Source organism: Paenibacillus sp. Negev47 (genome assembly GCF_058313655.1).
The window spans coordinates 674,389-696,386 of sequence record NZ_CM177754.1 but is presented as its reverse complement, the minus strand read 5'-3'; the positions used below and the strand labels follow the sequence as shown (position 1 = coordinate 696,386).

Below are 21,998 nucleotides of genomic sequence, written 5' to 3'. Positions count from 1 at the left end.
TGTCATTATGCGCATTGATCTTCATACTCACGGCAAACTATCCAAAAACTCTGATTTCTCGATCGAGTATTTCACCGAAATGGTCTCGGAAGCGAAAGCCAGCGGGCTGGATGCCCTCGCGCTTACAGAGCATTTTAACACCCGTCACTTCTACGATGTCTATGAGACGCTGGATCGTCTTTACCCTTATAACGGAGAATACTACGATGCAGACGGACTTCGCATTTTCCCAGGGATGGAAGTGGATATTCAGGAGACGGGGCACATTTTGCTGATTGGTCAAAAAGAACATATCCTCACCATCCGTGCCGGGCTGGAAAATTATACGGCCAAGGGGTCTTTCATTCCCTTTGCCAACCTGCTGGATCTGGCCGAAGCATGGCCTTTACTCAAAATTGGCGCACATCCTTTCCGCGAATCCACTCCGCTGTATCAGTTGGACCGCAACCTGCTTGGGCGTCTGGATGCATTTGACCTGAACGCCAAGGACATGTACAAAATGGATATCCAAACCTGCCGCAGTCAGGTCGAACCGTTTGCCCAATCCCTAGGCAAGCCGGTTACCGCCGGAAGTGATACACACCAATGTCTGCAATACGGCAGTGTATACAACGTGTTGGATCGTCCATGTGCAACCGTGGCTGAACTCAAAGAGCAGATTCTTACGGAAGCGTACACCATCGAAATCTCCGCCGATCTTCCTTTACGCGTCAAAGCCTCTGTGATGCTCAAGAAAGTAATGAAACGTCTTGCCAAGCTGGAGGCCACCAGTCTGCAGGAGGTTTAGAACGTGGAGCCACATTTAGAATCACCAAATGGCTGAATGAAAGTTATCAAGCTCAAAAGAGACATGATCAACAAGAGCATGTCTCTTTTGTATTCCAACATCATTCGTAGCCTATCAGATTACTAAACTGGGCTTTAGTGACGAATATTCACTTGAGGCATGAATGAATGAGTGGGCTCCTCACCTCGATTAAAAATCATGCACCGTCACACACAGCTGAATCGCAATGCCAAACGGATCCCGGACAATGCCGTAACCTGGGCTGAATTCATTTTGTTGATACGGTACCAGTACCTTCACACCCTTATGTTGCATCAGAGAATGATACAGCTGATCGATTGTATCTTTATCCTTGGATTGAATACATAGTGATGTGTTGTTTCCCAGCTGCCACGGTCTCTCCGTGTCCATTGCCTCTTCCGCAATCATGATCTTGTTAACCCCAATTTCCAGCACTGAATGTGTAATATATTCATCTTGACCAGCTGGGTACTCGAAGCCCGGGTTCATCTCCTTCATTTCTTTATAACTTTTCTTGAATATCACTTTGGCGCCCAGAAACTCCTCATAAAAAGCAATGGCTGCCGCCGCATCTCCGTTCATCGATAAAAATGGTATCGCTTCAAAATTCATTATGTTGCCTCCTAGTTCCTATTGGATTACACTTATCACTATAACAACGAAAGATGCCAATCCATGGCACCATTAAGAGGGTTCGATATGAAAAAATCAGAACGCATGAACCAGATGCTACGCTTCATTAATCAAAAACAGCAGTTCACCCTGCAAGATCTTATGCAGGAGTTCCAGATCTCCAAGCGAACCGCGTTAAGAGACGTCGCTTCATTGGAAGAGTTAGGTGCGCCCATTTATGTGGAGTATGGACGCTACGGCGGATACCGACTGTTACAACAGATGCAGCTGCCTCCCATATCATTTAATACAGGTGAGCTTCATGCCCTTTATTTTGCGATGCAGGCCCTCCGCAGTTTCTCCAGCTTACCCTTTCAGGCCTCATACCGTACCATTCATGAGAAATTTATGAGCGCGTTATCCGACAAGCAACGACAGGATATTGAGAACATTCAACACCGGGTATCCTTCCGACATACGGAGCAGATCCGCGATAGTGCGCATTTGGAGTTTTTGTTGATGGCGGCTGTGCAAAATATCGTGATCCTGATTACGTATCCTGCTCAGCGAAGATCTCCTGATCAAAGGTCGTCTCCTGCAAACCATCCTGATCCTGAGCAATTCGATTCATCTTCTGGTCCATCCAACTCCAACACCCGCACGATCCAACCCATCGCTCTCTATGCCAAGAGAGGCTACTGGTATTGCCAAGCGTATGATCTGAATAAGCAGGCCTATCGTGTATTCCGCTGCGACCGCATCACTTCAGCCGAAGCAACGGAGATTGAACCCTTGGCTCATGTAAATGATCTCCAAGCACAAGGTGCTCATTCGCTATGGAAACCATCACAGGTCGCTATTCCATTTCAATGTCGAATTGACGAAGCCGGAATTGAGCTTTTCCAGCAAGAACATTTTCCATCTATGCAGATCATGGAGAAGATGGGACACATGTATCTTGTCGGTTCGTATGAACCTCATGAACTTGATTTCATTGTGAGATATCTTGCGGACTATGGTAAATCGATCAAAATTGTCGAGCCAGCCAGCCTGAAGGAGGATCTAAGACAATATTATCTGGATTTGCTGGAGCATGTTTAATAAATCTTTCAATGACTCTTTAACGCTATGGAAATGACAAAAGGCTTTGCCTTCTACTAAAAGAAGACAAAGCCAAAATGATCTGATAGATTATGGACATTAGCTTTGAAAATATGAGTAAAAGTAAAGGAAACCCCCTATAATCTAAACTTAATAGCGTACCCTTAATGGATATAATGTTCTCTTCCCCGCTCACTTTCCTATAAAACCCTTCTAAGAATGCCTCATCATCTAAATATTCTAGTTCGTAGTTCTTTATCGCTTGTTAGTGTTAAAAAATAGTTTGTAACTCCTAATTCATCAGCTCTTCCATATTGGAAATTGTCCATATTTATTCCTGCATGGGACCGCTTATCCACTCTAATGTATGACTAGCTGACACTCCCCCTTACCTTTCATTTGGAAAAAAAACACCCGGCAGGATGCGTACCGAGAGAAATACGGCATACGCGCAAGCCGGGTAGGGATTAGAAAATAATATCTATGGTCTCTAGCTCATCTTGCTCCTGTTCGGATTGACCGTTCAGGGAAATATCCTTTAACAGCACCGAAGGCTGTTCGCCAATTTGGTTGATAATTACGAGCAGGTCCTGAGCGAAATTGTCGATCAGATTGCGCGTAAACAACTTGGTCGCATATTCAAACTGCCCGTTCATTCCCTCATCCAGCAACGAAATGACCAAGGTAAGGTCAAATTGGGAAACCGCATGCGTTTCCGGATAAGGTTCGATCTGGATATCGCCGAAGCTTTGAACGTTATCTTCCTTCGTTTCTAGTGCAAACATGACATCGAATACAGGATTGCGGCTTTGATCGCGCGGCACCTGCAGCTTTTTAACAAGTTCTTCAAACGGATAATCCTGGTGGTCGTAGGCCCCCAGCATCGTTTCTTTGACTTCGTTCAAGTAATTAAGGAACGTCTTCTCCCCGGATGGATAATGGCGAATCGCCAACGTGTTGACAAACATTCCGATGAGCGGCTCCAGGTCGGCATGTGTGCGGCCCGAAACCGGTGTGCCTACAATGAAGTCTTCTTGTCCCGAGTACTTGCTGAGCAGGATTGAATAGGCCGCCGATAACACCATATATAGGGTAGCACCGTTCTCATCGGCAATGCGCTGCAAGCTGTCGGTCATCTGCTTGTCGATACTGAAAGGCAGCACATCTCCCTCAAAGCTCCGAGCGGCAGGTCTGACAAAGTCCGTAGGCAGCTCAAGCGTTGGCAGTTCACCTTCCAGCATGTCCAGCCAGTAGGCTTCCTGGCATTTCTGCCGTTCTTTTACAGGTTCGGACTGCTGCCAAGCGGCGAATTCCTTGTATTGAATCCGAAGCGGTTCCAGCGTCTCACCGTTATACAGGCGCAGCAGCTCTTCGATGAAGATACCCATCGACATGCCATCCGTGACGATATGATGAATATCCAGCATAAGCAGATGACGTTCCTCTTCCCATTCAACTAAGCCCACACGCAGTAGAGGCGGCCGCTCCAAATCAAAGACACGTACAAAGGCATCCGCAATGCTTTTCGTTTCACTTTCCGTCGCTTTTGTATACTCGACGGCAAACTCCAAGTCCGAATAAACCCGTTGTACCGGTTCGCCGTCGACCATTTCGAAGCCAGTTCGCAAAACTTCGTGACGAGCGATTAATCCTTTGAGCGCCGCCTCGAATTGATTCTGCTCCAAGCGCCCGACGAGAACCGTCATGCCGGACATGTTGTAGCTAAGCTCAGCGCCTTCCATCTGCTGCTGGATGTACAGCCGTTTTTGCACGGAGGAAAGCGGATAATACTCCCTTTTATCCAGAACCGGAATGGAGAGGAATTCCTGCTGCTCCAATAGGCTAATCACTTCAGCCATCGCTTCAATAGTCGAGTACCGGAATACATCGCGCAGTGGCAGGTCCACGCGCAACTCCTTGTGCACCTTGCTGACCAGCGTCGTCGCCCGCAGCGAGTGACCGCCGAGGTCGAAGAAGTTGTCCGTCACACCAATCGTAACTAATCCAAGCACGTCCTGCCAGATGAAGACCAGTTTCGCCTCCAGATCGGTGCGCGGCGCCACGTATTCGCGCCCTGCACTTGCTCCCTCTTCCGGCGCCGGTAGCGCTTTCCGGTCGATTTTCCCGTTTGGTGTCAGAGGTAAATGCTCCAGCTCCACGAAGTACGACGGGATCATGTACCCCGGTAGCTCGCTGGAGATCGCTCGTTTCAGGTCGGCCGCCGTCAGTTCGATATCCGTTGTGTAGTATGCGCACAGCGCCTTTTGCCCGTTCGCATCACTTCGAACCATCACCACGGCTTCGCGTATACCTACCACCCGCAGCATCTGCGACTCAATCTCACCCGTCTCGATCCTGTAACCCCGGATTTTCGCTTGATTGTCGATCCGGCCGATGAAATCCACGTTTCCGTCCTCCATCCACCGTGCCAAATCTCCCGTGCGATACAACCGCTCACCAGCGGTGAAAGGGCTGTCTACAAATTTCTCTTCCGTCAGCTCTGGACGGTTCAAGTACCCACGTGCTACCCCAACGCCGCTGATAACCAGCTCGCCCAGCACCCCGACCGGTACGGGATTCAGATGTGCATCCACGATGTAAAACTTCGCATTCAACCACGCTTTGCCAATCGGCACATGGCCTGTCTGCGGCAGTTTCGCCAACTCCTCGTCATAGAAACTGGAATCAATTGCTGCTTCCGTCACGCCGTAGGCGTTAATGATGCGGAACGACGGGCCGAACCGTTCCTGCAAGGTACGGTAATCCGCCACGCTGCAGCTGTCCGAGCTTGTGATGAGCAGCTCCATCCCACTCAACTCCAGCCCCTGCTCATGCACGTATTCCATAAACGGTACGATCAGTGCTGGTGTTGATTCAAAAATCGTCACTTGCTCCCGCTCTATCCAGTAGTGCAAACGAGACGGATCGATCCGGTCGTCCTTCGGTACAATGACCATGGTACCGCCGTTGTACAACGTCCGCGCAATGTCGCCCACAAACACGTCGAACGAAAAGCTTGCGAGTTGCAGCAGACGCACCGGGAACTGATCCAACCGGTATTCCCGTCGGTAACCCGCCGCCGTGTTCACCAAGCTTCGGTGCTCGATCATCACGCCCTTCGGCTTGCCCGTCGTTCCTGACGTGTAGATCACATACGCCAAATCCTCTGGGCGGGCTTCATGGAAGCTGTCCATACCGACAACATCAACATCATTTGGATGACTCTCGCCACTACCGTTCACAGCCCCCGTTAGCTTGCCGGCGACTGGATCGGGAGCACTGTTGGAGTCTTGGCCGAAGTCCATTGGCGCATTCGCCCGCTCCTCGCTGTACGACGCTTCGTCGTCCATGTACAGCACCGCCGCCAGCGCCAGCGCCTCTTCGCCGAGCCAGGCTTCGGCACGCTCACGAAGCGGTGTTTGCGTCAGCAGTACCTTTGCTCCGCTGTCTTCGAGCATGAACCGCACGCGGTCCACTGGATAATCCGGGTCGAGCGGCACATACGCCCCGCCCGCTTTCCAGACGGCAAGCACGGTCACCAGCAAGTCAACCGAACGTTCGGCGAGAATGCCGACGATCGACTCCCGGCCGATGCCCCTTGCGCGCAGCGTGGCCGCCAAGCGGTTCGCCCGCTCGTTCAGCTCCGCATACGTCAGCCGGTCGTTCTCGTACACGATGGCCGCCTCTTCCGGCGTGCGCTCCACCTGTTCCTCAAACAGCCGGTGGAACGTGGCTGCAGGAGCCGCTTCCGGCTGTGCCGGGTTAAACGCGCCGAGAATTTGCTCTTTTTCCTCTGCCGTCAAAATGCCCAACTCAGCAATAGTCGCCGACGGCTTGCGGAGAATGGATTCAAGCAGCTGCAAGTAGTGAGCGGCCAATTTCTCCACCGTTTCGGTTTTATAGAGAGCAGTGGCGTATTCAAAAAGATATTCCAAACCTTCCTCGATCTCTGTGACGTCCAAGCTGAGATCGAATTTCGAAACAATTTCTTCGCTGGCATACGTCGACAAATGGAGTCCCGGAAGCTGGATTTCCAAATTCTCTGTATTCTGCAAAGCAAACATCGTATCGAACAGTGGATTGCGACTTAAATCGCGAGCCACGTTCACCTTATCCACCAGTTCCTCAAACGGATAATTCTGATGTTCAAAAGCCCCCAGCGTCGTCTCCTTGATTTCCTTCAAGTAGTCAAGGAACGTCTTACTGGCAGCCGGATAACTGCGGATGGCCAGGGTATTGACGAACATCCCGATCAGCGACTGAACGTCGCTGTGATTTCTTCCCGCAATCGGCGTACCGACCACCACATCTTCTTGTCCTGTATATTTATGCAACAATATTTTATAACCAGCAAGCAGAACCATGTAAAGCGTTGCGCCGTTCTCGGCTGCAAGCCGTTTCAGACCCTCGCTTTTCTCGCTATTCATAAACAATTGCAGCGTGCGGCCCTCGTAGCTCTGCATAGCCGGGCGCGGATAGTCCGCCTGTAATTCCAAAACCGGCAGCTCTCCGCGGAACATGTCGAGCCAATAGGCTTCCTGCTTGCCAAGCTGAGCTTTCTGCTCGTCCGATTGTTGCCATACCGCATAATCTTTGTACTGAATGCGAAGCGGCTCCAACTGCTCCCCGCTGTACAAGCGGACGAACTCTTCGATCAGTACATCCATCGAAACGCCGTCAGATACGATATGATGCGTATCGAACATCAGAATGTGTCGGTCCGGCGCCAGTTCGGCAAGGCTTACCCGCAGAAGTGGCGGCTTCGCTAGATCAAACGAACGAACGAATTGGCGCATCGTTTCTTCCGCCTGCTGCCCGCTGATCTGCACATATTCCACCTGGAAGGCGGCTTCTTCGTAAATCCGCTGAACCGCTTCGCCTTTTACCATCTCAAATCCGGTTCTCAGCGTTTCATGACGAGCTACGAGCCCGCGGAACGCTTCTTCAAACCGCTGCCGGTCGAGCTCCCCTTCGAGCAGCATAGCTCCCGGTATGTTGTAGCTCAGCTCGGCTCCTTCCAGTTGGTTCAAGATATAGAGACGTTTTTGAGCGGAAGAGAGCGGATAATACCCGCTAGGTTCGGCATCGGGAATAGCCGTGAACGAGCCGATCTCCAGCCGCTCCATAGCCGCGGCCATTTCTTCAACTGTCGAGTAGCGGAATACGTCGCGAAGCGGGAATTCAATGCCTAGCTCCTTATGCATTTTGCTGACAAGCGTCGTCGCCCGCAGAGAGTGTCCGCCGAGGTCGAAGAAGTTGTCCATTACGCCTACCGCCTTCTCCCGAACAAGCACATCCTGCCAAATGGCGGCCAGTTTCGCCTCCAGTTCGGTGCGCGGCGCCACGTATTCGCGACCTCCACCTGCTCCCCCTTCCGGTGCCGGCAACGCCTTCCGGTCGATCTTTCCATTCGGCGTCAGAGGCAAGCGCTCCAGCTCTACAAAGTACGATGGGATCATGTACCCCGGAAGCTCGCTGGCTATCGCTCGTTTCAGGTCTGCCGCCGTCAAGCCTTCTTCCGCAGTATAATAAGCGCATAAAGCTTTCTGACCTTCTTGATCTTCCCTGACGACAACGACCGCTTCCTTCACGTCACCTACACTCAGCAGCTTCGCTTCGACTTCGCCCGTCTCGATCCGGTAGCCCCGGATTTTCGCCTGGTTGTCGATCCGGCCGATGAAGTCCACGTTCCCGTCTTCCATCCACCGCGCCAAGTCTCCCGTGCGGTACAGCCGCTCGCCCGCGACGAACGGACTGTCTACGAACTTCTCGTCTGTCAGCTCCGGACGGTTCAAGTACCCACGCGCCACGCCGACTCCGCCGATGACCAGCTCGCCCAGCACCCCGACCGGCACCGGGTTCAGATGTGCATCCACGATGTAGAAATTCGCATTCAGCCACGCTTTGCCGATCGGCACATGGCCTGTCTGTGGAAGCTTCGCCAGCTCCTCGTCGTAGAAACTGGAGTCGATCGCCGCTTCCGTCACGCCGTAGGCGTTGATGATCCGCAGCAACGAGCCGAAGCGTTCCTGCAAAGTCCGGTAATCCGCCACGCTGCAGCTGTCCGAGCTTGTGATGAGCAGCTCCATCCCGCTCAACTCCAGCCGCTGCTCGTACACGTATTCCATAAACGGCATGATTAGCGCTGGCGTCGATTCAAAAATGGTAACCCGCTCCTGCTCTATCCAGTGGTGCAGACGAGACGGATCAATCCGGTCGTTCTTCGGCACAATCACCATCGTGCCTCCGTTATACAGCGTGCGCGCGATATCGCCCACGAACACGTCAAACGAGAAGCTTGCGAGCTGCAGCAGCCGCACCGGGAACTGATCCAACCGGTATTCCCGCCGGTAGCCTGCCGCTGTGTTCACCAGGCTGCGGTGCTCAATCATCACGCCCTTCGGCTTGCCCGTCGTTCCCGACGTGTAGATCACGTATGCCAGGTCCTCCGGATGGGCTTCATGAAAGCTGCCCAAGCTGACATTCGAATGGTTCTCATCACCGTCGTTCACAGCACCCGTCAACTTGCCGGAAACCATACTGGAGCTAATCGGCGCATTCGCTCGCTCCTCGCTGTACGACGTTTCATCGTCGAGGTACAGCACAGCTGACAGCACCAGCTCCTCTTCACCGAGCCAGGCTTCGGCACGCTCACGAAGCGGTGTTTGCGTCAGCAGTACCTTCGCTCCGCTGTCTTCGAGCATGAACCGCACGCGGTCCACTGGATAATCCGGGTCGAGCGGCACATACGCCCCGCCCGCTTTCCAGACGGCCAGCACGGCCACCAGCAAGTCCACCGAACGTTCGGCGAGAATGCCTACGATCGACTCCCGGCCGATGCCGCTTGCGCGCAGCGTGGCCGCCAAACGGTTCGCCCGCTCGTTTAGCTCCGCATACGTCAACCGGTCGTTCTCGTACACGACAGCCGCCGCTTCCGGCTTGCGCTCCGCCTGTCCCTCAAACAGCCGGTGGAACGCCGACGCAGGAACCGCTTCCGGCTGCGCCGGGTTAAACGCGACAAGAATTTGCTCTTTTTCCGCCGCTGTCAAAAGCTCCAACTGATTCACGCGGATGTTCGGGTTAGCCGCAATCTTCTCCAGTGCCCGGGCAAAATGACCGTGGATCAGCCTGATGTCTTCCTCTCTGAACGTCAGTGCATTGTACGTAAACCGCAGCAAAATATGCTCTTCCGGAATGACCGTAATGTCCAGGTCGTAGTTCGTTTGCTCAGGCGACTGGATGTTAGCGATTTTCAGCGCTTCTTTGTCTCCGCCGACGATCTGCTCAATCTGTTCTTCCATCGGATAATTTTCAAAGACCATGATATGGTTGATCAAGTCGCGCTTTTGCTCGCTCAGCGACTGAATTTCGAACAGCGGGAACGTTTCGTAAGCTCCCGATGCCAGTGCTTGATTCTGGGTTTTTCTCAAGGTATCGGCTACCGTCTCCTCGGCTTTGCCTTGAATACGAACCGGGATTGTATTAATAAACAGGCCGATCATGCTTTCGATGCCCGGAATTTCTGCCGGACGCCCAGATACAACGGAGCCGAATACGACATCCTCACTGTTGTTGTATATCTGCAGAACCAATCCCCATACGGTCTGCATGAACGTATTGAGCGTCACCTGCTGCTCACGTGCCACCCGCTCGATTTGACCGGTCAGTTCCTTACTGAGTTCCACATCGATTTCAGCCGCTTCAAAAGCACCCTGTTTCAGCTGCGTTTTCTCCTGGGGGAGCTTGGTCTGCTGATCGTAACCCGTCAAATACTCGGACCAGTAACGCGAAGCTTTCGCGGCATCTTGAGCTTCTAGCCATTCGATATACCGAGAGTACGGGGTAACCGGAGGAAGCTCCAGCGTCCGCTTCTCCTGGAACGCGAAGTAGGTGTCGAACACTTCCTTGATCATGAAAGACATGCACCAGCCATCCATCAAAATGTGATGGTGACTCCAGATCACATGGTAGGACTCGTCGCCCGTGCGCAAAACGGTCACCCGCATCAGAGATCCTTGGGCCAAAGCGAACTTGTTCGCTTTATCCGCGCTGACGAAATTGGCTATCGTCTTCTCCGGGTCTTCATCGCTTACCGAGCGAATATCTTCGAAGTACACTTCACACTTCCGCTCGCGGAATACCACTTGAATCGGCTCGTCTCTCCAGCCGGTAATAAAGTTGGTCCGCAGCGCCTCATTCCGCTGCACCAGCGTATCCAATCCTTGGGTGAAGGCTTCGACATTCAGGCGTCCGTACAGATCGAAGGTCACCTGTTCGAAGTAAGCTTCCGAATCAGCATCCAACAGGCTGTGGAACAACATCCCTTTTTGCAGCGGAGTCAAGGTGTATACATTCTCCAGTTCGCCGAGCGCCGCCGTACGTTCGGACAGCCGCTCCAGTTCCTCCAACGTTACACCTTGAAGCAGTACGTCACTAGGCGTAAGCTCAGGCCACTCTTTCGATACGCAATGGCTGATGACTTCACGCAAACTCGATTGAAGCAGGGTGCCCAGGCGCTCCACCGTCTCCCGTTGATACTGAGTCTCCCCATAACGGATCGTGAGTTCCAACACGCCTTCCGACACCATACCGTTGATATCGAGGACAAAATCCATCACTGTATCCGGGCTTGAATCGGAGCCCGGGCCGAACGGAGACGGCCGCAAGCCGCTGCTTTCGTAATCCTGGTCGAACTGACCCAAATAGTTAAAGCTGATCTCCGGCTCCAAGACGAAACGCTCGCCGTCACGCGGCGCAGACAAATAACGCAGGATGCCGTAGCTGATTCCTTTGTTCGGAATGCGGCGCAAGCTTTCTTTCACCTGTTTCACCTGATGACCGAGCGCCTGGGCCTGACCCGGCTCCAGAACGACAGGGAATTGGCTTGTAAACCAGCCTACCGTACGCGTAATGTCCACATCCGGCAAAAGTTCTTCCCGACCGTGGCCTTCGAGATTCACCAGCACGCGTTCCCGGCCGCTCCAAGCTTGTACCGCGAGGCCAAGCGCGACAAGTAGTAAATCATTCATTTCCGTATGGTAAGCACGGTGTGCCTGCTTCAGCAGCTGTTCGGTCTCCTCTGCCGACCAGCGAACGGTCACGAGCCCGCTGTCCTTCAGCTTGGATCTGCCCTGTTCCAAATCTTTCGGAAGCGGCTCATAGGTCAATTGCTCGACATGCTGCCAATACTCTCTTTCGCTTTCCATCGCCGAACCGTTCGCATAATCAGCGAGCTGCCCCGCCCACATTTGAAATGAATCCGTTTTGAGCGGCAGACGGATCGGCTGCCCTTGCAGAGCCTGCTCATAGCCAGTAGCAAAATCCTCAAGCAGAATTCGCCAGGATACGCCGTCTACAACCAGGTGATGAATCGCGATGAGTAGGTGATCGCCGTCGTCGCAGCGGAACAAGCCGAGCTTCACCAGCGGACCATTTTCCAGATCGATGCTCGCTTGAATGTCATTGGCCTTAGCTTCTACCGCTTCTTTCACGTCGCGGGCTCCCTTGAAATTGACAACTTCCAGATCGAACAGTGCTTCGTTCTCCCCGGCGCCGCGGTTCCAGGCGGTATAGCCGTTTTCGGTTTGATGGTAAACCGTACGGAGAGCATCGTGGTGCACGACAAGCTGACGCACCGCTTGGTGTAAAGCTTCTTCGTCAAAGCCTTGCTTGGAGAACTGCATGAACGCCTGGTTGCTGTGATGCACGTCGGCCGGATTTTGTTCAAAGAACCAGCGCTGAATCGGGGTCAAGACGACCTCTCCCGTCACTTCGGCCTGGCTTACCGTTCTCTCCGCCGTTTGCAACTGCAAACTAAGGGCGGAGATCGTCGGGTAATGGAACAAATCTTTCATGACCAACTTGTACCCTTTTTGCAAAAGACGGGACGACACCTGCAATGCCTTAATCGAATCGCCGCCGAGCGCAAAGAAATTATCCATCGTGCCGACCTGCTTCACGCCCAGCACCGACTGCCAGATCGACGCAAGTGCTTGCTCGGCAGGAGTACGAGGTGCCGCGTATGCAGCCTCGGCACGAATACTTCCTTCCGGTACAGGCAGCGCTTTACGGTCGATCTTCCCGTTCGGGGTAAGCGGTATTTGATCCAGACACATGATGCGCGAAGGCACCATATGGGAAGGCAACGCGGCGTCCAGATGGGACACAAGCCCTTGCAGATCAAAGCCGGAATCCGCTACGACATACCCGCACAAATATTTCTGCCCCCGCTCGTCCGTCCGGTCGATGACAAGCGCTTGACGCACGCCGGCAACATTTTTCATGGCCGCTTCAATTTCACCAAGCTCGATCCGATAACCGCGAATTTTCACCTGGTTGTCGATCCGACCGATAAAGTCCACGTTGCCGTCCGGCATCCAGCGCGCCAGGTCGCCCGTCCGGTACAGCCTCTCCCCAGTGGCGAACGGGCTATCTACGAATTTCTCCGTCGTCAAATCCGGGCGGTTCAAGTAACCGCGGGCCACACCCGCTCCGCCGATAACCAGCTCTCCGAGCACCCCGATCGGCACCGGCTTCAGATTCGCATCCACGATGTAAAACTTGGCGTTCAGCCACGCTTTCCCGATTGGCACGCTGCCCGTCTTCGGCAGCTTCTCCAGCGGCTCGTCATAGAAGCTGGAGTCAATCGCCGCTTCCGTTACGCCGTAGCTGTTAATAGTACGGAACTGCGAGCCGAAGCGCTCCTGCAAGGTGCGGTAATCCGCTACGCTGCACGCATCCGAGCTTGTAATCAGCAGCTGCATCGAGCTGAGGTCCAGACCCTCGGCATGCACATGCTCCATGAACGGCACGACCAGCGCCGGTGTCGATTCGAACAACGTCACGGCGTAGTCGCGAATCCAGCCGTAGAGGCGGGTTGGATCAATCCGGTCGTCCTTCGGCACGATGACCATGGTGCCGCCGTTGTACAGTGTCCGCGCAATGTCGCCGACGAACACGTCGAACGAGAAGCTGGCGAGCTGCAGCAGCCGGATCGGGAACTGATCCAGGCGGTAGTCCCGCCGGTAGCCCGCTGCCGTGTTCACCAGGCTGCGGTGTTCCACCGCCACGCCCTTCGGACGGCCCGTCGTACCGGAGGTGTAGATGACGTAAGCCAAATCGCGCGGCTTGTTCACATTCGCCGGATTCGATGCGAGATCCGCCGCTAATACGTTCTTCTCAGCTTCGGCCGTGGCGGATGTTTCGGCAGCAGCCGTTTCCGCTTGCGCCAAAGCCTCCGCCTCTGCGCCTGTTTCGCCCAAAGCTTGTACTTGTACACCCACGACCGCTTGCGCATCTCCGAGGCTGTAAGTCGAAGCGTCATCAAGCGCAAGCACCGTTTGCAGCACTAAAGCTCCGTCGCTGCGCCAAGCTTCTGCCTGCTCCAGCAGGCGGGTCTGCGTGAGCAGCACCGATGCCCCACTGTCTGCGAGCATGTATTCGATCCGTTCCGCCGGGTAGTCCGGGTCAAGCGGCACATAAGCGCCGCCCGCTTTCCATACGGCGAGCACCCCAATCAACAGCTCCACCGAACGGTCGGCCAGAATGCCGACTACCTGCTCGGGCTTTACCCCGTGCGCCCGCAGTGCATACGCCAGACGATTCGCTTTGGCATTCAGCTCCGCATACGTCAGCTTGCTGTCTTCGTAGACAACCGCCAGCGCTCCCGGAGTGCGCTCCGCCTGCTCCTCGAATAGCTCATGGAACGTTCTATCTCTCCACGACTCATTCGCTTCCAAACCTGTACCCTCTGCGGCGGGTTGCTTCGCAAGAGCCGAAGACGACACGTCAAACCCGACCAGCAAATCATGCATCTCGCTGTTCGTCAAGATATCCAAATCGGAAATCCTCGCATCCGGCTGAGCCAGAATCGATGCCAAAAGCTGTTCGTAATGACCCGCCAGCCGTACCATCGTTTCCGGTTTAAACAATGAAGTAGCGTACTCGATCTTGCAAACTAACTCATTACCCGCTTCAACAATATCTAAGCTAAGATCAAACTTCGCCGTCTTTTCCTCGATGTTGAACAGCGACCATTGCAAGCCTTCCAGGGTTAAATCCAAGCTTTCGTGCTTTTGCAAAGAAAACATAGTGTCAAAGAGAGGATTCCGGCTTAAATCCCGGCTCACCTGAAGAGCTTCCACCAGCTCCTCGAACGGATAGTCCTGGTGCTCGTAGGCTCCAAGTGTCGTTTCCTTCACTTCCTGCAAGTAATCCAGGAACGTCCGCTCCGCCGCCGGACCCAAGCGAAGGGCCAGCGTATTGACGAACATGCCGATAATCGGTTGCAGGTCGGCATGAGAACGGACGGCAATCGGAGTGCCGACCACGATATCTTCCTGTCCCGCGTATTTATGAAGCAATACGGAGTACGCAGCCAGCAGAAGCATGTACAGTGTCGCCCCCGAATCGCCAGCAAGCCGTTTGAGAGCTTCGCTTTTCTCCGCATCCAGCGTAAACGTGAGCGTTTGACCGCCAAACTGCTGGACGGCCGGGCGGGAGAAGTCGAGAGGCAGCTCAAGAACCTGAAGCTCGGAGCTGAATACCCCACGCCAGTATTCCTCCTGCCGTTTGATACGCTGGTGTTGCTCATCGGATTGCTGCCAAACGGCGTAATCCTTGTATTGAATCCGCAGCTCCGGCAATTCTTCCCCGTTGTAAAGCTGTACGAATTCGCGCAGCAGCACGTCCATGGAAAGGCCATCGGAACCAATATGATGAATATCCAGCGCGAGCAGGAATTTCTCTTTCTCCAGTTCGATTAACAGGGCGCGTAGCAAAGGCGGATGGGTCAAGTCAAAAGGCTGAATGAAGCCTTCAAGAATCGCCGCAACCTGATCTTCGCTTGCTCGTAGCTTCTCGACCTTGAAAGCTACGAGCGGATGAATACGCTGAACCGGCTCCCCATTCACGATTTCAAAACCAGTGCGCAGCATATCGTGCCGGGCCACCAAAGTATTCAGCGCCTTTTCCACATTGCCCTCGTTCAAAGCCCCTTCCAATTGCAAGGCGCTTGGAAGGTTGTAATTCAGCTCAGAGCCATCCAGCTGGTGCAGGACGTACAGCCTTTTTTGCGCGGAGGAAACTGGATAGTACGCTTTCTCTTCCGCTTTCGGAATCGAGCTGTGCCTCGTTTCTTCCAAGCTGGCAATAGCCCCGGCCATCGACTCTACCGTTGTATAGCGGAACACATCGCGTAGCGGAAGTTCGACATTCATTTCCTTCCGAATTTTGCTGACAAGGTTCGTTGCCCGCAAGGAGTGGCCTCCGAGCTCGAAGAAATTGTCCAGGACTCCAATGCCGGAGTACCCCAGCACTTCCTCCCAGATCTTCACAAGCTGGGACTCCGTCCGGTTACGCGGCGCTACATATTCGACGCCCGTTTGTAAGCCGCCTTGCGGCTCCGGCAACGCTTTGCGATCCACTTTGCCGTTGGATGTCAGCGGCATGCGCTCCAGCTGCAAGAAGTACGACGGGATCATGTACCCCGGCATTCCCTGGGCCAACGAGGTTCTCATTTCGCTGACCGTCAGCGTCCGGTCCGCCACAAAGTAGGCGACAAGCGCCTTCTCACCCCCGCCGTCCTGACGGGCGAGCACCACCGCCTCTTCCACGCCCTCGACGTTCAGAAGCTGCGTCTCGATTTCGTCCAGCTCAATCCGGTACCCGCGGATTTTGACCTGGTGGTCGATCCGGCCCAGGTATTCGATGTTGCCGTCCGGCAGCCAAGCCGCCAAGTCGCCCGAGCGGTACAGTTTTTCCCCCTCCGCAAACGGGGAATCGATGAACTTCTCCGCCGTCAGATCCGGACGGTTCAGATATCCTCTCGCAAGGCCTTCTCCGGCCACGTACATTTCGCCCGCTACGCCGATCGGCACAGGGCGGCGCTCTTCATCAAGGACGTACACCCTCAGCGTCGGGATCGGCTTGCCGATATTGCTCTTCGCCGCCTCTATTTCGACCCACGTAATTTCCTTATACGTAACGTGAACCGTCGTCTCGGTAATGCCATACATATTGATCAGCTTCGTCTCCGGGTACTTCGTCTTGAAGCCCTTGAGCAGCAACGGACTGAGCGCTTCGCCCCCGAAGATGACGTTGCGAATCCGCAGATCGTACGGATGATCCGCCAAGACCTCACGCTGCAGCTGGTAGAAGTACGTTGGCGTCTGGTTCAAAATCGTGACCTGTTCGCGCCCCAGCAGCGCCAGGAAATCGGCCGGGTTTTTCGCCGTGAGCGGCGGTACGATGACCAGCTTGCCTCCGTACAGCAGCGCTCCATACATTTCCCAGACGGAGAAATCAAAGCAGAACGAGTGGAACAGCGTCCACGTGTCGCACGGCCCGAAGTCGAACAGGTTCTTGTCGTTGAACAGGAGGCGCACAACGTTCTTATGCTCGATCAACGTTCCTTTTGGTCTGCCGGTCGTTCCCGACGTGTAGATGACATAGGCCAGGTTGCCCGGCCCGGAAATCGGCGCCAGATTCGAAGCGTCCAGCGTACCTTCGGAATCCACCCTTCTGTCGCCCCAAACGAAATCGTCCAATTCGAGGCGCGTTCCTGCAAAGTTGGTATTCTCGTGTAGATGCTTTGGAATCAGCAATAACGGCGCGCCCGAATCCTCAATCATGAAGCGGATACGCTCCTCTGGATAGTCGGGATCGACAGGCACGTAGGCTCCGCCCGCTTTGAGAATCGCCAGAATGCCGACGACCGTATCGAGCGAGCGTTCGGCCAGAATTGCTACCAGCCGGTCCGCTTCGACTCCCATCTCCCGCAGCTTCCGCGCAAGGCGGTTGGAGCGCTCGTTCAGCTCCCGGTAGGTCAGCTGCCGCTCGTTCATGACGGCGGCCACGTTGTCCGGGTAAAGTTCCGCCTGCTCTTCGAACAAGCCGTGAATCGTCTGCTGCCGCGGGTAGTCCGCCTCCGAATCGTTGAAACCGCTCACCAGCTCGCGGATTTCCTCCTCCGTGAGCATTTCCAGCGAGGCAATATCCCTGTCCGGCGCTGCTGCGATGGTTTCGAGCAGCTTATCATAATGTCTGGCGAACCGCTCCGCGGTCTCCTGTTTATACAAAGCCGTAGCGTACTCCAAGCGGCATTCGAGCTGACCGTCCAGCTCCGAAATATCCAGGAGCAGCTCGAACTTGGATGTCCGGTTTTCCAACGGATAAAACGATTGTTCCAGCCCCTCGATGACAATTTGCTCGTTCTCCGTATTTTGCAGAGAGAAGAACGTATCGAAGAGCGGATTCCGGCCAGTCGCGAGTGGAATGTGAAGACTTTCCACCAAGTCTTCGAACAAATAATTTTGGTGTTCGAAAGCTCCGAGCGTGATGTCCTTGATTTCTTCCAGGTACGAAAGGTACGGCTTGGAACGCTCCGGACGGCTGCGAATGGCCAGCGTGTTGATAAACATGCCTACGATCGGCTGCACTTCTTCCTGCGTTCTCCCGGCAATCGGCGTTCCCACGATCAGATCTTCCTGACCCGAATATTTATGCATAAGAATGGAGTAGGCCGACAGCAGCACCATGTACAGGGTCGTGCCTGTCCGCGCAGCCAGCTCTTTCAGCTTCTCCGTCCGCTCTTTTCCGATATAAAACTTCACGGTCCGGCCGTCAAAACTTTGCACCGCAAGCCGCGGGAAGTCTGTCGGCAGCTCCAACACCGGCAGCTCGCCCGACAGCTGTTCCAGCCAGTACTCCTTCTGCGGAAGGAGCAACTGCCCGTAGGCTTCGGAATGCTGCCAAACGGCATAATCTTTGTATTGAATGTGCAGCGGAGCCAGCTCCTCGCCCCGATACAGGCAGCTGAACTCGTCGAAGAGCAGCGCTGTCGAAATGCCGTCCGAGACGATATGGTGCATATCGAACAGCAGAATGTGGCGATCTTCGGTGACTTTGATCAGGCCGATGCGGAGAAGTGGTGGATTGGTCAGATCAAACGGGCGGTAGTAAGCTTCCACCACTTGATCCAATTCCCACTCGCTCGCTTGGAGATAATCCACAGCAAACTCCACCTCGTCATAGATACGCTGGACAAGTTCGCCTTGAACCTGCTCGATCCCCGTACGCAGCGTCTCATGACGCTGAATCAGTGCCCGGAACGCTTGCTCGACGCGCATATGATCCAGCTTGCCTTCGAGAAGAAGCGCCGCCGACATATTGTAGCTGCGCTCGGCCCCGTCAAGCTGGTGCAGGACGTACAAACGCTTTTGCTCGGATGAAACCGGATAGTACTCGGCCTCTGCCGTCTTTGTAATCTCATACGTCTCCTGCTGCTTTAAACCGCCAATTCTTTGAGCCAGCTGCTCGATCGTGGTGTAACGGAAAACGTCTCGCAGCGGAACCTCGACTTGCAGTTCTCTCCGAATCTTGGAAACCAGCGAGGAAGCACGCAAGGAATGACCACCCAGGTCAAAGAAATCGTCACGGACTCCAACTCGCGTAATACCCAGTACCTGCTGCCAAATGAGAGCAAGTCTTATCTCCAACGTTGTGCGAGGAGCCACATACTCACGGCCTGCTTCTACCTCTCCGGTCGGTTCAGGCAGCGCTTTACGGTCAATTTTGCTGTTCGGCGTGAGCGGAAGCTTATCAAGAGACACCAGTCGAGCCGGGACCATATGGGCCGGTAGCTCTTGCTTCAATTGGGACAGCAGGTCGCTCAGCTGCAAGGAAGCATCCGCCGCCACGTAACCGCACAAATATTTTTGCCCCTGCTCATCCGTACGGTCGATCACTACAGCCTGCTTGACGCCCGGAAAACGCAGCAGAGCCGTTTCAATTTCGCCGAGTTCGATCCGGAACCCACGAATTTTCACCTGATAGTCGATCCGGCCGATGAAGTCCACGTTGCCGTCTTCCAGCCAGCGGGACAAATCACCTGTCCGGTACAGACGTTCGCCCGCTACAAACGGGCTGTCCACAAACTTCTCGGCGGTTAGATCCGGACGGTTCCAGTACCCGCGCGCTACCCCGGCGCCGCCGATGACAAGTTCGCCCGGAACTCCTACAGGAACCGGCATTAACGCGGCATCGACAATGTAAAACCGGGCGTTCAGCCAAGCTTTACCGATCGGCACATGACCCGACGACGGCAGCTTGTCCAGCGGCTCATCGTAAAAGCTGCTGTCAATGGCCGCTTCGGTAACACCATAGCTGTTGATGATGCGGAATTGTCCGCCGAATCTTTCCTGCAGCAATCGGTAATCGGTGACACTGCAAGCATCCGAGCTGGTAATCAGCAGTTGCATGGAGCTAACATCCAGCCCTTCTTCATAAATATGCTGCATGAACGGCAGGATGAGCGCAGGCGTCGATTCGAATACCGTAATGTTTTGATCGCGAATCCATCCGTATAAACGGTTCGGATCAATCCGGTCATCCTTCGGTACAATCACCATCGTGCCTCCGTTATACAGCGTCCGCGCGATGTCTCCGACGAACACGTCAAACGAGAAGCTGGCCAGCTGCAGCAGCCGCACCGGGAACTGATCCAACCGGTACTCGCGACGGTACGCGTCCGCCGTACTCACGAGACTACCGTGCTCGATCATGACGCCTTTCGGACGTCCCGTCGTACCCGAGGTGTAAATCACATAAGCCAAGTCTTGCGGGGCGCAGCCGGCAGATTCAAATTCCACCGATAAGACATCCCCGTTATAAATCTGTTCATCGTCCATGGCATAGACAGCCTGAAGCTTCAGCCGGTCATCGGCCAACCAACCTCCGGTCCGCTCCAACAGATGACGCTGCGTAAGCAGCACCGATGCTTCGCTATCGCTGAGCATGTACTCAATCCGCTCCGCCGGATAATCGGGGTCCAGCGGTACATAGGCTCCGCCGGCTTTCCAAACGGCGAGCACCCCGACCAGCAGTTCCACTGAACGCTCCGCCCAGATCCCCGTAATCGTCTCCCTTCCCACGCCCTGTTCGCGAAGGAGAGAAGCCAGCCGATCGGCGCGTTCGTTCAATTCGCCGTAGGTCAGCTGTTTGTCCATGTAGACGACTGCCGCATGATCAGGAGTTTCCCGGGCAAACTTTTCAACATACCGATGAAACGCTTCTTCCTCGTTCATCCCTGCCACCGGCGGGTTAAAAACGTCCAGAATGCGGTGTCTCTCCTCATCGCTCAGCAGAGAAATCTCGCGTACTGGCAGTTCGGGAGTCTGAAGAAACTGGTCCAGAACGGTTACATACTGTTCCATAATCCGATCAATCTCGGCTGTCTGGAACAGGCCAGTACGATAGGAAGCATGGAGAATTACATGGCCTTCATTCAGCATATGGTCGAAGCGCAGCAGCAAATCGTCCATCTCATGCCTAGCGAAGTGAGCCTCCAGGCGTACCTTGATTTCTTCGTACTCCACGATTTTCAAAGGCAGATATTCCAGAGACGTGCGGAACAGCTCCGAAAGATCGTTGCGGCCGTGTTGTTCGCGTAAATCCTGGATCAATTGGTTATAAGGGTATTTCTGATACCGCAGATCCGCCGTATTTTCCTTGGAAACCGTTTGGATCAAGGAAAGCACATCCCCGTCTGGATTCAGACGAATCCGTGTAGCCACGGTGCTGACGAACATGCCGATCGTTTCTTTTTCCTTCTTGCTGGTGCGATTGGCGAAAACCGTGCCGACCGGAACATCGGTGCTGTCGGTCAGCTTGTACAATAAGGCGTACATGGCGGATAGAAATAACGTATATAAACTGACCTGATATTGTTCGCTGAAGGCCAGAATGCGTTCATACCGGGAACCGTCCAAAGTGATGGACAATTTATTGGATTCGCTGCCGATCGAGAATGACGGAACCGATTTAATACCGGTCGTTTCAGGCAAAGTGTTGTACTTCGTCAGCCAGTATTCCTTGCCTTTTTGATAACGCTGTGATTGCTCATATTCACGCTCCGCGGAAATATAATCCAGATAAGATGGGGCCTGATAACTGCTGGAGATACCTTTGCGCAGTTCCAGGTATTTTTCCATCACCGCATGGAGCAAAGCATTGACGGATAAGCCGTCGGTGATAATATGATTTACCGTCAAATTTAGCCATACTTGGCCGTTCGCAAAATGGATAATCGTAAATTGGTAGAGGTGTTCGTCGAACACGCTGGCCGGTTTTTCGCTTACTTCTTTCACCCACATATAGAATTGTTCAGTTGTGCCTATTTCGAGGCGGCTTACTCTGGCTTGGACATTCTCCGGCTCTTCGAACCACTGCGTTGGATTTTGCAAATCTCCGCTAATGCGAATTCGGAAAGCGTCATAGGTTTTGACGATCTCTGCCGCCGCTTGCTCCAAAAGCTGTGTGTCGATCTCACCCGTAATCTGGTAGGTCGCGGAAAGCATCGTGATGGACGTTCCCGGATTCATAATTTCCATGAACCATACTCGGCGCTGGGCTTGCGTTAATCCATATTGCTTGTTAGTATTCTCTCTCACATCGACACACTCCCGGTTTAGAGATTCTT

At 54.0% G+C, this 21,998-nt stretch carries 4 protein-coding genes; 2 read left to right on the top strand and 2 right to left on the bottom strand.

Features of this window, described 5'->3' with window-relative positions:
- Nucleotides 1-7: 7 nt before the first annotated feature.
- Nucleotides 8-787, top strand: coding sequence for a PHP domain-containing protein (locus tag AC4G47_RS03170; RefSeq protein WP_491104715.1), 780 nt, complete (start codon nt 8-10; stop codon nt 785-787).
- A gap of 189 nt (nt 788-976) precedes the next feature.
- Here AC4G47_RS03170 and AC4G47_RS03165 read toward each other — a convergent pair whose 3' ends face one another.
- Nucleotides 977-1,420, bottom strand: a complete 444-nt coding sequence (locus AC4G47_RS03165) for a VOC family protein (RefSeq protein ID WP_458124218.1) — start codon at nt 1,418-1,420, stop codon at nt 977-979.
- A gap of 87 nt (nt 1,421-1,507) precedes the next feature.
- Between AC4G47_RS03165 and AC4G47_RS03160 the strand changes: the two genes are divergently transcribed.
- Nucleotides 1,508-2,521: a helix-turn-helix transcriptional regulator gene (locus tag AC4G47_RS03160; RefSeq protein ID WP_491104714.1), complete on the top strand. Its 1,014-nt coding sequence runs from the start codon at nt 1,508-1,510 to the stop codon at nt 2,519-2,521.
- A 467-nt stretch (nt 2,522-2,988) separates the two neighbouring features.
- On the opposite strand, the gene AC4G47_RS03155 is transcribed toward AC4G47_RS03160, so the two are convergent.
- Entirely contained in the window at nt 2,989-21,969 is an 18,981-nt protein-coding gene (locus AC4G47_RS03155; RefSeq protein WP_491104712.1) for a non-ribosomal peptide synthase/polyketide synthase, read from the bottom strand.
- Nucleotides 21,970-21,998 lie beyond the last annotated feature (29 nt).